The 12,727-nt window shown below is 73.1% G+C and carries 12 protein-coding genes; 4 read left to right on the forward strand and 8 right to left on the reverse strand.

From position 1 onward, the window contains the following. Window positions 1-4: 4 nt before the first annotated feature. On the reverse strand, window positions 5-235 hold the full coding sequence (locus ACY8FT_RS03385; protein WP_462417528.1) for a hypothetical protein: 231 nt from the start codon (window positions 233-235) through the stop codon (window positions 5-7). 89 nt (window positions 236-324) lie between these two features. Here ACY8FT_RS03385 and ACY8FT_RS03390 point away from each other — a divergent pair, with 89 nt between their 5' ends. Continuing rightward, the gene (locus ACY8FT_RS03390) at window positions 325-2,208 is read left to right on the forward strand and encodes a diacylglycerol kinase family protein (RefSeq protein WP_462417529.1); all 1,884 of its coding nucleotides are present in this window, start codon (window positions 325-327) and stop codon (window positions 2,206-2,208) included. Between the two features lie 3 nt (window positions 2,209-2,211). On the opposite strand, the gene ACY8FT_RS03395 is transcribed toward ACY8FT_RS03390, so the two are convergent. After that, window positions 2,212-3,531 (reverse strand): CapA family protein, encoded by a 1,320-nt coding sequence (locus ACY8FT_RS03395; protein ID WP_462417530.1) that lies wholly within the window; start codon window positions 3,529-3,531, stop codon window positions 2,212-2,214. A gap of 156 nt (window positions 3,532-3,687) precedes the next feature. On the opposite strand from ACY8FT_RS03395, the gene ACY8FT_RS03400 reads away from it, so the two are divergent. Further along, a complete protein-coding gene (locus ACY8FT_RS03400) occupies window positions 3,688-5,010 on the forward strand; it encodes an AI-2E family transporter (RefSeq protein WP_462417531.1) in 1,323 nt (440 codons plus the stop codon). 123 nt (window positions 5,011-5,133) lie between these two features. On the opposite strand, the gene ACY8FT_RS03405 is transcribed toward ACY8FT_RS03400, so the two are convergent. The 5 genes from ACY8FT_RS03405 to ACY8FT_RS03425 all read right to left on the reverse strand — a co-directional run bounded on the left by ACY8FT_RS03405 (window position 5,134) and on the right by ACY8FT_RS03425 (window position 10,687). Then, window positions 5,134-5,487: an RNA polymerase-binding protein RbpA gene (locus ACY8FT_RS03405; RefSeq protein ID WP_462417532.1), complete on the reverse strand. Its 354-nt coding sequence runs from the start codon at window positions 5,485-5,487 to the stop codon at window positions 5,134-5,136. Between the two features lie 244 nt (window positions 5,488-5,731). Beyond that, complete coding sequence (locus tag ACY8FT_RS03410) at window positions 5,732-6,379, reverse strand: FxsA family protein (protein WP_462417533.1); 648 nt, start codon at window positions 6,377-6,379, stop codon at window positions 5,732-5,734. Next, complete coding sequence (locus ACY8FT_RS03415; protein ID WP_462417534.1) at window positions 6,376-7,161, reverse strand: polyprenol monophosphomannose synthase; 786 nt, start codon at window positions 7,159-7,161, stop codon at window positions 6,376-6,378. Before ACY8FT_RS03415 ends, ACY8FT_RS03410 begins: the two co-directional genes overlap by 4 nt. Before the next feature lie 35 nt (window positions 7,162-7,196). Next, window positions 7,197-8,825: an apolipoprotein N-acyltransferase gene (lnt, locus tag ACY8FT_RS03420; RefSeq protein ID WP_462417535.1), complete on the reverse strand. Its 1,629-nt coding sequence runs from the start codon at window positions 8,823-8,825 to the stop codon at window positions 7,197-7,199. 296 nt (window positions 8,826-9,121) lie between these two features. Further along, window positions 9,122-10,687 (reverse strand): amidohydrolase, encoded by a 1,566-nt coding sequence (locus tag ACY8FT_RS03425; RefSeq protein ID WP_462417536.1) that lies wholly within the window; start codon window positions 10,685-10,687, stop codon window positions 9,122-9,124. Window positions 10,688-10,723: 36 nt separating this feature from the next. On the opposite strand from ACY8FT_RS03425, the gene ACY8FT_RS03430 reads away from it, so the two are divergent. Then, window positions 10,724-11,215 carry an aminoacyl-tRNA deacylase gene (locus ACY8FT_RS03430; protein ID WP_462417537.1) on the forward strand — a complete coding sequence of 164 codons (492 nt, stop codon included), beginning with the start codon at window positions 10,724-10,726 and terminating at the stop codon, window positions 11,213-11,215. Here the strand turns inward: ACY8FT_RS03430 and ACY8FT_RS03435 are convergent. Beyond that, window positions 11,206-11,673 carry an Lrp/AsnC family transcriptional regulator gene (locus ACY8FT_RS03435; RefSeq protein ID WP_462417538.1) on the reverse strand — a complete coding sequence of 156 codons (468 nt, stop codon included), beginning with the start codon at window positions 11,671-11,673 and terminating at the stop codon, window positions 11,206-11,208. The genes ACY8FT_RS03430 and ACY8FT_RS03435 overlap by 10 nt on opposite strands. Window positions 11,674-11,729: 56 nt before the next feature. Between ACY8FT_RS03435 and ACY8FT_RS03440 the strand changes: the two genes are divergently transcribed. Then, a complete protein-coding gene (locus ACY8FT_RS03440; RefSeq protein ID WP_462418389.1) occupies window positions 11,730-12,698 on the forward strand; it encodes a 5'-3' exonuclease in 969 nt (322 codons plus the stop codon). The last annotated feature ends 29 nt before the right edge of the window (window positions 12,699-12,727 follow it).

Here is a 12,727-nt window from a genome sequence, read left to right on the forward strand (position 1 = left end):
CGCCTCAGTCGTGTTCGTTCTCCTCCAGCGAGCGTGCGAGGGACTCGACCGGGGTCTCGACCCGCGGCGGGTGGAGGATCGCCCGGGAGACGTTGTTGAACTCGAAGCGGGCCAGCACGCGCGCGGCGTCCTCGTCGGTGAGGTCGTACGCGGCGGCGAGCATGCGCACGTTCTCGGTGTAGAACGCGTGCAGACGGTCGACGTTCTTGATGAACTCGATCTCCTTGGAGGCCATCTGCTCTCCCCTTCGCTTCTCGGTGTCGGGAAACCCCATCCTGCCTCATGCACCAGGAAAGGGACACCGGAGCGCACTAGCCTGCCGGCGTGAGCTCCCTCCCCCGCACTCCGCGTCAGGCACCCACCGACCAGCCCTCGACCACGGACCCCGAGCGGCTCCCCGTCGTCGCGGCGGTGGTCAACCCCGTCCACCCGCAGGCCGACGACGCGCTGCGCTCGCTGCGCCGGATCGTCGCCGAGCTCGGCTGGCCCGCGCCGTGCGAGTGGACGACGACGATCGACTCCCCGGGCACCGAGCAGGCCCGGGCCGCGCTCGCGGCGGGTGCCGAGCGGGTCGTCGTCATCGGTGGTGACGGCACCGTGCGCCAGGTGGCCGACGTGCTGGCCGGCACCGACTGCGTGCTGGGCATCGTCCCCACCGGCACCGCGAACCTCGCGGCCCGCAACCTCGGCCTGGCCCGGCTGACCGGCAAGGGCATGGACCACGCGGTCACCGCCGCCCTGACCACGGGGGCCCACCGCATCGACCTGGGGCGGGCGACCTGGCGGACCAGCGAGGGCCTGCAGCGCGGTTCCTTCCTCGTGACGGCCGGGCTGGGCCACGACGCCGCGATCATCAGCGGTGTCGACGCGGCCACGAAGCAGCGCCTCGGGTGGCGTGCGTACGTGCGCCCGGCCCTGGGACGGGCCACCGACGCCGGGTGGCCGATGCAGGTCGACGGCCTGGAGCAGAGCCCCTGGAGCCTGTTGGTCATGAACTGCGGCAACGTTCCCCCTGGCCTGTGGGTCTCCGACGCGCGGCTCGACGACGGGTCCCTGCAGGTCGTCTCGGTGGACCCCGACCCGCTGCCGGAGTGGCTGACCGTCGCCGTTGCCGGCGTGCTGCCGCGTGCGACCCGCCTGCCGGGCATCGTCCGCGAGGAGGTGGCGACCACGACGGTCGTGCCCGACTCCCCCACCCCCGCCCACTTGGACGGCGACCCCGTCGGCGAGGTGTGGGAGCTCACGGCCTCGGTCGAGGCCGGGGCCCTGCTCGTCGCCCGGCCGCGTCCGGCCTCCGGCGCCCCGACCCTCGACGAGAGGGTGCTCGAGACCTCCACCGCGGCCGGCATCGCGGCCGTGGTGCGCTCGCTGCGCGAGGGCGGCATCACGGGCCCGGAGAAGGAGGAGGTCACCCGCGCGCTGCTCAGCCTGGAGGGCGAGGACCTGCAGCGGGTGAAGTACCTGCTCAACGCCGGTGGCGACGGCCACGACCTGGAGCACCTCGTCTTCGACGTGCTCGGCACGGGCCAGCGGCGTCGGGTGCTGCGCCACATCGCCGAGCAGGCGGTGCCCCACGACGAGCTGCGGGTGCTGAGCGACGTCGACGACACGCTGAAGAGCAGCCTGCACGACGACCGCTTCCCCCGCGGCACCTTCTACCCCGGCGTGGTCGAGTTCCTGCATGCCCTGGACCGGGCGGACTCCGCCGGCGACGACAGCCTGCCGGGCGACCTGACCTTCGTCACAGCCCGTCCGGGTGGCCCTCGCGACCTGCTGGAGAAGTACACGCGCGAGGGATTCGACCACCTGGGTCTTCCCCCGCACACGATCTTCACCGGCAGCCTGCGGGGGCTGCTCGACCGCGGGCGCATGCGGGCGGACAAGGTGCGCAACATCCGCCGGGACGCCCAGCTGTTCCCGGAGTGCCGGCAGGTGTTCGTCGGCGACTCGGGGCAGGCGGACGCGAAGGTGGCCCTCGAGGTGCGCCGCCGCTGGCCCGACAACGTGGCCGCCTGCTTCATCCACTGCGTCACCGAGGTGGACGCCGCCACCCGGGAGAGGTGGCGGCGCGCGGGCGTGCACCCGGTGGAGGACTACGCCGAGGCGGCCCGCATCGCCGGGGAGCTCGGCCTCATCGCACCGGAGGCCGTGCGGAGGGTGGAGCAGGCCGTCGAGGCGGGCGTCCCCTCGCTGGAGGGTGACCGCTGAGCGTCAGCGGTTGGGCAGCTTCTCCAGGCGGTCCAGGATGGCCCTGCCCTGCCCCGAGTCCGGGGACAGGGCCACCGGGTAGCCGTCCTGCAGCGTCACCGGGGTGAAGGACACGTCGGTGACGCCCTGGTCGTCGAGGGTGAGGTTGAGGATCGCCGACTCGGTCTGCTCCGCACCCTGCGGGTAGCCGTCGAAGACGAAGTTGCCCAGGCCCCAGGCGACCATCGTGCCGTCCTCCTCGTCCACCCGGTATCCCTGCAGGACGTGCGCGTGGTGGGTCAGGGCCGCGGTGGCCCCGGCGTCCAGGGCGGCCTTCGCCATCTGCCGCTGGGCGTCGTTCAGCACGGTCTCGTTCTCCGTGCCCGCGTGGAGGATCACCAGCACGTCGTCCACCTGGTCGCGCACGGCGCTGACGTCGTCGGCGATCTGCTGCGGGCGGCCCCAGGCGACGCCCGCGCGGTCCTTCTGGGCCTCCCACTGCTCGTTCCGGAAGGGGACGACGTCGTCCGGCGGGACGTCCACGTAGCTGAGCACCGCGATGCGGCGTCCGTTGGACTCGAGCACCGCGGGCTCCCGGGCCGCCGAGGAGTCCTTGCCGGCGCCGCCGAAGGGCATCGACCCCTTCTGAAGGTGCTCGACGGTGGACAGGATGCCGGGCTCGCCGAAGTCATAGGTGTGGTTGTTGGCCAGCGAGACGTGGTCGAAGCCCGTCCGGCGCAGCAGCTCCACCGACGCGGGCGGCGACATGAAGGTGTAGCGCTTGGGCTGCTTGTCGCCCTGGTCCGCGGCGGTGCCGATCGTGGTCTCCAGGTTGCCCAGCGTCAGGTCGGCCCCGGCGAGCTCGTCGGCGACGCCGGCGAACACCTTCTGGCCCTGGCCGGCGTTGATGTCCTCGGCCGCACGGTGCGCGAGCTTCAGGTCACCGACCACGGCCAGACGCACCGGTCCGGCGTCGGGGTCGTCCGGGCGGGCGGCCGGCTTGCCCCCACCGGTCCCTGGGGCGGCGGACTCGTCGGAGGACGAGCTGGGGCTGCCCCCCTTCCCGTCCGACGGGGTGTCGCCGGCCGAGCTGCTCGGCGACGGCGACTCGGAGCCGCTCGCGCTGGTGGGTGCGTCGGACGGCTCGGCGGAGCCCGACGCGTCGGTGGTCCCCGGCGACTCCTCGCCCCCCGACTCCGGGGCGCTCGTGACGGACTCGGACCCGGTGGCGGTCCCGGTGGACCCGGACTCCTCACCGCCTCCGCCGTCGGAGCCGCAGCCGGCGACCGTTCCGGCGAGCAGGGCGGACACGGACAGGGCGATCAGACGCTTGTGAGGGTGCACCGGGCGAGCCTAGCCACAGGGTCCTGTCGTCGGGCTGTCGCATCCGCTTGGCGCACCGTCAGGCGCGCGGTGCACGTCGTGTGAGGTCCGACTCCCCGCCGGACGCGGCCGCTCCTCCGCCGGGTGAGGCCCCGAGGACCGTGGCAGCATGGCCGGGTGAATCCACTGAGCTCCCTCCGCAAGGCCTGGCAGGAACACCAGGAGAAGCAGGACACGGGCGTCGACGACCAGGTGCCCGCCGCCTTGCCCGCCGACCCCGACGTCCGGGGTGATCGCAGTGAGGTGATCGCCGACGGCTTCCGCACGCTGGCGGACTTCGCCCTGCGCCTGCTGCTCATCCTCGCGGCCCTCGGCGCCGTGCTGTGGCTGGTCGGCAAGTTCTGGGTCGGTGTGCTGCCCCTGCTGCTGGCACTCATCCTGACCACGGTGCTGCTCCCGGTTTCGCAGCGGCTGCGTTCGTTCATGCCGAACGGCCTGGCGGCCGCCACGGCGGTCATCGGTGGCTTCCTGCTGCTCATCGCCGTGTTCTCCGCGATCGTCCCGTCCATGGTGTCGCAGAGCGGCCAGCTGGCCGACCGCACCGTCACGGGCATCGAGGAGGTGCAGAAGTGGGCCTCCGGTCCGCCGCTGAACGTCAACGACGGGCAGATCGACAAGGCGATCACCAAGCTGACCACCAAGATCCAGGAGGGCAGCGGCCAGATCGCCGGGGGCGTGTTCACCGGGGTGGCCGCGGTCGGCTCGGCCTTCGTCACCGGTCTGATGACGCTGGTGCTCACCTTCTTCTTCGTCCGGGATGGTGAGAAGTTTCTGCCCTGGCTGAGCCGTCTGTCGGGTCGCTCGGCCGCCCCGCACATCACCTCCCTGGGCAACCGCCTGTGGAAGACGCTCAGCGGTTACGTCCGCGGGCAGGCGATCATCTCCGCGGTCGACGCGTCGCTCATCGGCCTGGGCCTGGTCATCCTGGGCGTGCCGATGTGGGGCGCCCTGATCATCCTGACCTTCCTGGGCGGCTTCGTGCCGATCGTCGGTGCCGTCACCGTCGGCGCCCTGTCGATCCTCGTGGCGCTGGTGACCGTCGGGTTCACCAAGGCGCTCATCCTGCTGGCCATCGTGCTGTTCGTGCAGAACGTCGAGGGCAACATCCTCCAGCCGATCGTGCAGGGCAAGGCGATGGAGCTCCACGAGGGCCTGGTGCTGCTCTCGGTGGCCGTCGGCGGCTCCATGTTCGGCATCGCCGGTGCCTTCCTCGCGGTGCCCGTGGCCGCCAGCGTCGTGGTGGTGCTGCGCTACCTGAACGAGCAGGTGGACGTCCGCTCCAGTGCCGACCCGGAGACCCGCGCCCGTCGTCGTGATCATGACGAGGGCGCGACCGACTCCGGCTTCAACCGCTGGGAGAAGCCCGAGGAACGAGGTCGCACGCAGCAGCCCGTGGAACGCGCCGAGCCGGACGAGACGGGCGGCGCGCACCCGGCGTGACCGCCGGCCGACCCGCCCCGGGGTGGGTCGCCCCCTCCCCCGGCCCCAAAGACGGGCTGACCACACGAGAGAGCCCCTCGCACCCGGTCGGTGCGTGGGGCTCTCTCGTGATGGCGTCGTTCGTCAGCTGGCCTTCTTCTTGGCCGTGCCGCGGCGCTCGCGCAGGTGCTGGAGCCGCTCCTCGAGCAGCTCCTCCAGCTCCGGGACGGAGCGGCGCTCGAGCAGCATGTCCCAGTGGGTGCGCACCGGCTTGGTCGGCTTGCGCTCCGGCTCGGGGCCGTTCTCGAGCTTGGCCTCGCTGCCGCAACGGCACTCCCAGATGGCGGGGAGGTCGGCCTCGACGGAGAAGGGCAGCTCGATGATGTGCCCCTTGGGGCAGTTGAAGCGCACGGTCTGCCGCTCGCTGAAGGTGACGTTCTCGTCGCTCTCCATCGACAGGGCGGACAGGTTGGTGCCACGCAGGGAACGCTCGGCCATGCTTGAACTCCTGGTGCCCCGGCGAAGGGGCGGACGCTGGTGACTGGTGGTTCGTCGGTGGGAGGTCGACGCCGGGTGGGGGCTCGACTCGTCCCGTGCCACGGACAGGTGAACGCATGATGAACCGGGGACATTCCCCCCGGGGCGGTCACTGCAGTGGAAGAGGTACCGCGTTCAGCGCGGCAATCCGTCAGTGTGCCAGAGGTCCGAGGTTCACCGCCAGTTCACGAGGGTGTGGGGCGGGTTACCTCCAGGGGCCGCCGCGGGGGTCGATGACCTCGCCCTCGAGGACGGCGTCGTCGCCGTTGTCGGTGGTCGACGTGGTGCCGGAGGGGGCGGCGCCGGTGGTCGTTCCACGTGCGTGGCCCGCGGGAGCGGAGCCGTGGTCACGCGCCCCGAAGCCGGGGCTCCCGAAGCCCATCGCCTGCTCGCCGAAGGGGTCCCCGCCGATGAGCAGTCCGCCCAGGAGCTTCTTCTCCACCACGCGCTGCAGCACCCGCCGGGTGATCGGGCGCGTGAACGGGACGACGAGGAACAGCCCCATGGCGTCGGTGACGAAGCCCGGAGCCAGGAGCAGCGTGCCGCCCACGAGGACCAGGGCGGCGTCCGTGAGCTGTCGCGAGAGCTCGTTCCCCGTGGCCAGCGACCGCTTGAGCAGCTTCCAGGTGCGGGAGCCCTCCCGCGTGACCAGCCAGGCGCCGAGAGTCGACCAGAAGATCAACAGGCCGATCGTCCACCAGGCGCCGATCTGTCGCCCGACGGCCAGGATGACCGCCACCTCCAGCATCGGCATGAGGAGGAGCAGGAGGCTGAGGACCACCAGCCAGGTGGGCTTGCCCCTGCGGCGACGGCGGCGCTGGTGGGTCCCGATGCGGCGGCTCCAGGGGGTCACGGGGTGTCCAGGGCCCGACGACGGCCGAGGGCCCGATGCACCTGGGCGAACCGGTGCTCCACCGCCCAGCGGGTCACGCGGACCAGGGACTCCTTGACGATGGCCGAGTCCATCTTGGAGTCGCCGCGCTCCCGCTCGATGAACTCGATCGGCACCTCGACGACGCGCAGGCCGTGGCGGATGGCGCGCCAGGCCATGTCCACCTGGAAGCAGTAGCCGACCGAGTCGACGGTGGTGAGGTCCATGCTGCGCAGGGCCTCTGCGCGGTAGACACGGTAGCCACCGGTGGCGTCACCCAGCGGCATGCCTAGGGCGATCTTGATGTACAGGTTGCCCAGCATGGAGATGAGCTTGCGGTCGAGCGGCCAGTTGACGACGCTGCCGCCGGGCACCCAGCGCGACCCGAGCACGACGTCCGCACCGCGCTCGGCGGCGTCCAGCAGGCGGTGCAGCTGCTCGGGCTGGTGCGAGCCGTCGGCGTCCATCTCCACCGCGGCCTCGTAGCCCTGCGCCAGCGCCCACTCGAAGCCCGCCAGGTAGGCGCGGCCGAGGCCCTCCTTGCCCTTGCGGTGCAGCACGTGCACCTGGGGGTCTGCGGCGGCCAGACGGTCGGCGATCTCACCGGTGCCGTCGGGCGAGTTGTCGTCGAGCACCACCACGTCGACCTGCGGGGTCGCGGCGCGCACGCGGCCGACGATCCACTCGATGTTCTCGGCCTCGTTGTAGGTGGGGATCAGGACGGCGACGCGCGCCAGGCGGGCGGTCGTGGTGGGCTGGGTCACGGGCTTCGTTCTCCCTCGGGCGTGTGCACGGACGATCACCGGTCCTCCGCGCCGGAGGCCGTGCGGATCATCCCATCATGCCCGGTGGGTTCCCGCTGTCCGTCGGGGGTGGGAGGCGTCCGCACCCCCGCGAGGCCGGCCAGGCACGCCAGGGCGGCCAGCACCCAGGTGGGCCAGTTGCCCAGTCGGGCGGCCGGGGTGAGGCCGTCGTTGAGCGGGGTGGTGGCCGAGAGCAGGGCGGGCTCGAACAGTCCGGTCTCCGTCTGCCCGTCGTGGGTGGGGACGGTGCGCCCGTCCGGCCCGATGACGGCACTGACCCCCATCGTGCTCACCTGCACCACCGAGCGTGCGTGCTCCACGGCCCGCACCCGGCTCATGGCCAGCTGCTGGGTGGACTGCGCGCCGTGGCCGAAGCTCGCGCTGTTGGTGGGGACGAAAAGCATCGAGGCGCCCGCGCGCACCGGGTCGCGCATGAGGTCGTCGTAGGCCACCTCGAAGCAGATTCCCAAGCCCAGGCGCAGCTCCTCGGCGGGGTCGACGGCGGCGTCCACCGGGACGTCCATCGTGCCCGCGCCCGTCCCCTCGGCAAAGTCGCGGGGCACGAGGTCGGTCTTGTCGGTGACGCGGGAGATGAGCCCCCGCAGCGGGATCCACTCCCCGAAGGGCACCAGGTGCTGCTTGTCGTAGCGGTCCACCGCTCCCCGGCCGGGCAGGTACTGCAGCACCGAGTTGCTCGGGTGGCCGCCGGGGCCGTGCGGGATGGCCCCGATGAGCAGCGGACGGTCGATCGCCAGGCTGGCCTCGGCCACCTGCTGGGAGGCCGCGACGTCACTCAGGGGGTCGGTGTCGGCGGCGTTCTCCGGCAGCAGCACGACGTCGGGGTCCGGGCGGGTGCCGGCCTCGACCTCACGGGCGGCCTGCTGCACCAGGGAGGTGTGGTTGGTGAGTACCCGGGCGCGGCGGTCGAACTGGAAGCCGGCCTGCGGGGCATCTCCCTGCACCGCCAGCACGTCCACCTCTCCCCCGTCGGGCTGCTGCAGGGGCAGCAGGAGCGGAGAGACCGTGAGGGCGGCGGTCGCGAGTGCGGCACCGGCCGTGCTCCCCCAGCGCCGGCGGCGGGCGGCCAGGACGGCCACGGCGAGCAGCCCGCCGGTCCCGGCCACCCAGGCGGAGAGCCCGGTGGCCGTGAGGTACTGCGCCACGGGCAGGGTCGGGGCGTGCGACTGCGAGAAGGCCAGCCGTGCCCACGGGAAGCCACCCCACGGGCAGGAGCTGCGCAGCCACTCCTGGGAGACCCACACGGCGGCCACCAGGACCGGCAGGGTGAGCGCCTCCAGGACCGGGGTCCGGCGGGCGGTCCAGCGCTGCACGGCGGTCAGGGCCAGGCCCGTCGGCAGGAAGTACACGCTCTCGAAGGCCGCCAGGGCCAGCCACGCCTCGACGCCCAGGAAGACCCCGGACCAGGGCAGCAGCGGCACCATCAGGCAGAGCCCGGCCAGGAGTCCCAGGAGGGCGCCGGTCAGCAGGCGGGCGCCGCGCACGGCGAGGGTGACCAGGGCGGTGCCCGGGGCGGCGGCCCACCAGAGGTCGGCGTCGGGGAAGGAGAGCCACAGGAGCGTGCCGCCCACGAGAGCGGCCAGGGCTCGAGGCAGGAGGGCGACCACGCCGGGAGTCTAGGCCTCGACGCTGGCTGCGCCGGGCGGCGACTCCCGGTCCGTCGCCGTGGGGACCGTGTCGGCACCCGGGAGGACCACGCCGTTGGGGCCGTGGTCGGGCCGGCTGGTTGCCGACACGTCCACGTTTTCTACTGAGCGTGGTCCTCCCGGGCACCGGGCGCTCGTCGTTGCGACCGCCTCGGTGATTGGGCAGAAACTACCTGCTCCACGACGCCAGTCAATTCGCCCGTGACCTGCGCAAACGCATGTCATCGCAGGTCAGGGGCAGGTGGGCCGCGCACGAACTACACCGTGGGAATTCCCGAGTCGTGCGCCACGTGGCCGTCGACCACGGTGAGCTCGGCCGCCGGGTCGCAGCCCAGCAGCCAGGGCTCGAGCTCGGAGAGCTCGGCGGGGCCCGGTCGCACGTCCCACAGGGTGACGTCGGCCTCCCCGCCACGGCGGATGGTGCCGCCCACCCGTCCGAGGGCCGCCCACCCGCCCGTCGTGTGCAGCGAGAGGGCCCGCGCGGCGGTCAGGCGACCGCCGTCGTTCCGCGGCGCCAGGCACGAGCGGATCGCGCCCCAGGGGTCGAAGGGGGTGACCGGCGAGTCCGAGCCGAAGCAGACCGGGACGCCCAGGTCGTCGAGCGTGCGCCAGGGGTTGGTGCGCTGCCACCGGTCCCCCAGCCGGAGCCCGTAGAGCTCCTCGGGCCCGCCCCACAGCCCCTCGAACATCGGTTGCATGGAGCAGGTGACGCCGAGGCGGGCGAAGGTGGCCACCGCCTCCTCGGGGGGCAGCTCGGCGTGCTCGATGCGGTGCCGGGCTCCCCGGACGGCGTTGTCGCCGAGGACCGACGCGGCGCGCTCCAGGCCGTCGGCGGCCAGCTGGATCGCGGCGTCGCCGATGGCGTGGAAGCCGCCCTGCACCCCGGCGCGGGTGCACGCCACCAGGTGGTCGGCGACCTGCTCCACCGTCAGGTAGAGGTCGCCGTGGGTGTCCGGGGCGTCGCTGTAGGGCTCCAGCATCCCCGCGTTGTGGGCGCCGAAGCTGCCGTCGAGGTAGATGTCACCACCCAGCCCCACCACGCCGAGGGCGTCGCGCAGGTGCGCGGCGCGCACGGGGTCGTGCACGAGCTCGCCCCAGTAGGCGGCGGTGCGCGGCAGTCCCCTGCCCCCGGCGCGGGCGACGTCCCGCACGTCATCCGGGCTGGTCAGGCTGGTGCCGCCCATCTCGTGGACGGTACCGACCCCCGCGCGGGCCGCCGAGCCCAGCGCGAGGTCGATGTTGCGGCGGCGTGCGCCGGGCCCGACGCTGGCCGCCCACGCCTGGACGACGGCGTCCTGCGCCGCCCGGGTGGCGGTGCCGACGCCGTCCCAGCCGTCCTTGGTGACCACGCCGGCCACGGCCGCGAGGGAGGAGGAGACGGTGGCCGCGTGCATGTCCACGCGCGGGGCGTAGACCACCCCGCCACCGGAGGCCCGGTCGAGCTCGGCGGAGGTGAGCGCCCGGTTCTCGGCCCAGCGCGTCTCGTCCCAGGAGTGGGCGAAGATCGGCGTCCCGGGCTGCCGCGCGGCCACCTGCGCGATGACGTCCAGCGCCTCGGCGACGTCGCGGGTCTCCGACAGGTCGGCACCGCCCAGCACCTCACCGGTGGCCGAGACGTGGGCGTGGGCGTCCACGAACGCGGGCGTGACCAGCCGCCCCTCCCCCTCGACCACGCGGGCGTGCTCCAGGTCGGAGGTGTCCGGGGCCCGCTCGGCCGGGCCGCACCAGGCGACGCGCCCGGCGTCCAGCACGACGGTGCGGTCGGGCTCGGGTGCGGAGTCGGGGTTCCACAGGGTCACGTGTCGCAGGACGAGGGGCTGCATCACCCCAGTGTGGACCCTCCTTGCGACACTCGGGGCATGAGGATCCCCACGACGCCCGCCACGCTCGCCCTCGACGCCGCCGGGGTGGACTGGACCGGCCACGCCTTCGGGCACGCCGACGAGGTGGAGGGCTACGGGGAGGAGGCCGCCGAGGCCCTGGGCATCGAACCCGAGCGCATCTTCAAGACGCTCGTCGTCGACAGCGGTGGCAAGGGGAGGCACGAGCTCGCGGTGGCCGTGGTGGCCGTCGCCGACCGGCTGGACACCAAGGCCGTCGCCCGCGAGCTGGGAGTCAAGCGCTGCTCCATGGCCGACGTCGCCGCCGCCGAGCGCGCGACCGGCTACGTGGTGGGCGGCATCTCACCGTTCGGGCAGAGGACCCGGCTGCCGATGGTGGTGGACCGCCGGCTCGAGGAGCACGAGACCGTCTTCGTCAGCGGTGGGCGGCGCGGCTTCGACGTCGAGATCGCGCCCGCGGCGTTCCTGCTGGCCACCGGCGGGCGGCTTGCTGACGTGCGTCAGTCCTGAGCCCCGCCGAACGCCGGCCGGTTCTCCCACGGGGTGGTCAGCACCATCGTCGAGGTGGTCGCGCAGCGGGCCGTCGCCCGGATGGTCGCGATGAGGTCCTCCAGCGCCCGGGGGCGGCTGACGCGCACCAGCAGCACGTAGCTCGCGGTGCCGGCCACCGACCAGCATGCCTCGATGGAGGACAGGTGGCGCAGTCGGTCGGGGACGTCGTCCGGGTCACCCGGGTCGAAGGGCGTCAGCGAGAGCAGGGCCGTGATCGGCAGGCCCGCCGCCTCGGGGTCGACCACCGCCGTGTAGTGCTGGATGACGCCCTCCTCCTCCAGCCGGCGCACCCGCTGGTGGGCCGCCGAGGTGGAGAGGTTCACCCGCTGGGCGAGGTCGGTGAAGCTCAGCCGCCCGTCGTGCGTGAGCTGGCTGATGATGTGGTGGTCGATGGCGTCGAGCTCCCGATGGTTCACCGCACCACCCTAGGCGCCGCTCGACCTAGGCTGGGCGGGTGACCGCTCCCAGCCTGATGCTCGTCGACGCAGCCAGCCTGTACTACCGCGCCTTCCACGGGGTGCCCGACCGGCGCCGCGACCCGCAGGCCCCACCGAACAACGCGGTGCGCGGCCTGGTGGACATGACCGCCTCCCTCATCAGCCACCGCTCCCCCGGCGCCCTGGTGATGTGCTGGGACGACGACTGGCGCCCCGCGTTCAGGGTGGAGGCGATCCCGAGCTACAAGGCCCACCGCCTGGCGGCCGGTGACACGACCGGGACGACCGAGGACACGCCGGCCGAACTGGTGCCGCAGGTGCCCGTCATCGTCGACCTGCTGGCCGCCGTGGGGATCGCCCGGGTGGGCGCCCCCGGGTTCGAGGCCGACGACGTCATCGGCACCCTCACCGAGCGCACTGCGGGACGCCGTCCGGTCGAGGTGGTGACCGGCGACCGGGACCTGTTCCAGCTGGTGGACGACGCCGCGAGCGTCCGCGTGCTCTACACGGCGCGGGGTGGGGTGCGGGACGCCGACGAGGTGGACGAGTCCTGGCTGGTGCAGCGCTACGGGCTGACCTCCGGGCGCGCCTACGCGGAGATGGCCGTGCTCCGCGGTGACCCCTCGGACGGGCTGCCGGGCGTGCAGGGCATCGGCGAGAAGACGGCCGTGCAGCTGCTGGACACGTTCGGCTCGCTGGCAGGGGTGCTGGAGGCCCTGGACGGCGGGGACGAGCGGCTCAAGGGTGCCCAACGGACCCGCCTGGAGGAGGGGCGCGAGTACCTGCGTGCGGCTCCCCGGGTGGTGGAGGTCGCGCGGGACGTGCCGTTGAGGATCGACGACGAGGCGCTCGAGCTGCCGACGGCCGTGGCCGATCCGGCCGCCCTGGCTGCGCTCGTGGAGCGCTACGACCTCGGCGGGCCGGTCGGGCGCCTGCTCGACGCCCTCGGCCTCGACTCCCCAGGCCCCGACGACGCCCCTCCTTCCAGCAATTTGGCCACCTGATCTCCACGAGTCGCCGCGATTCCCGGCGT

The sequence above is a fragment of the Kytococcus sp. Marseille-QA3725 genome, assembly GCF_054950055.1.

Excerpts from the sequence above, each read along its gene's own strand:
- ACY8FT_RS03385 (WP_462417528.1), bottom strand. The coding sequence starts at position 235 with ATGGCCTCCAAGGAGATCGAGTTCATCAAGAACGTCGACCGTCTGCAC.
- ACY8FT_RS03405 (WP_462417532.1), bottom strand. The coding sequence starts at position 5,487 with ATGGCCGAGCGTTCCCTGCGTGGCACCAACCTGTCCGCCCTGTCGATG.
- ACY8FT_RS03425 (WP_462417536.1), bottom strand. The coding sequence starts at position 10,687 with ATGCAGCCCCTCGTCCTGCGACACGTGACCCTGTGGAACCCCGACTCC.
- ACY8FT_RS03430 (WP_462417537.1), top strand. The coding sequence starts at position 10,724 with ATGAGGATCCCCACGACGCCCGCCACGCTCGCCCTCGACGCCGCCGGG.
- ACY8FT_RS03440 (WP_462418389.1), top strand. The coding sequence starts at position 11,730 with ATGCTCGTCGACGCAGCCAGCCTGTACTACCGCGCCTTCCACGGGGTG.